This is a genomic window from Streptococcus oralis (assembly GCF_001578705.1).
Taxonomy (GTDB): Bacteria; Bacillota; Bacilli; order Lactobacillales; family Streptococcaceae; genus Streptococcus; species Streptococcus oralis_J.
In genome coordinates, this window is the sequence record NZ_KQ969044.1 from 1 (window position 1) to 491 (window position 491).

The 491-nt window shown below is 37.9% G+C and carries 1 protein-coding gene; it reads left to right on the top strand.

All coding sequences use genetic code 11. The features are described 5' to 3' along the window. The coding region (locus tag SORDD05_RS09625) for an IS3 family transposase (protein ID WP_231077337.1) at positions 1-491 on the top strand (491 nt) is incomplete at both ends.

The window sequence follows — 491 nt, forward strand, 5'->3', positions numbered from 1 at the left end:
ATTACCTAAAAAAGTTAAAAGAGTTAGAGGAAAGGGACGAAGCCTTAGAGCGAGAAAAGCAGAGACAGCTGGATCAACCAGATAAGGATAAAGAGCTAAAGGATGAAATTCAAGCCATTTATAATGACTATAAAGGAAATTATGGCTATCGTAGAATTACTCTTGAACTAAGAAATCGTGGTTATTCGGTCAATCATAAAAAGGTCCAACGTCTGATGAAAGTACTTGGTTTAGCGGCTCGAATTCGTCGGAAACGGAAGTATTCTTCCTACCAAGGAGAGATTGGCAAGAAAGCAGAGAATCTCATTCAACGCCAATTTGAAGCAGCCAAACCAATGGAAAAGTGCTATACAGATGTGACAGAGTTTGCTATTCCAAATAGCACACAGAAATTGTATTTATCGCCTGTTTTAGATGGCTTTAATAGCGAAATTATCGCCTATAATCTTTCTTGTTCTCCTAATTTAGAACAAGTGAAAGCTATGCTGGAG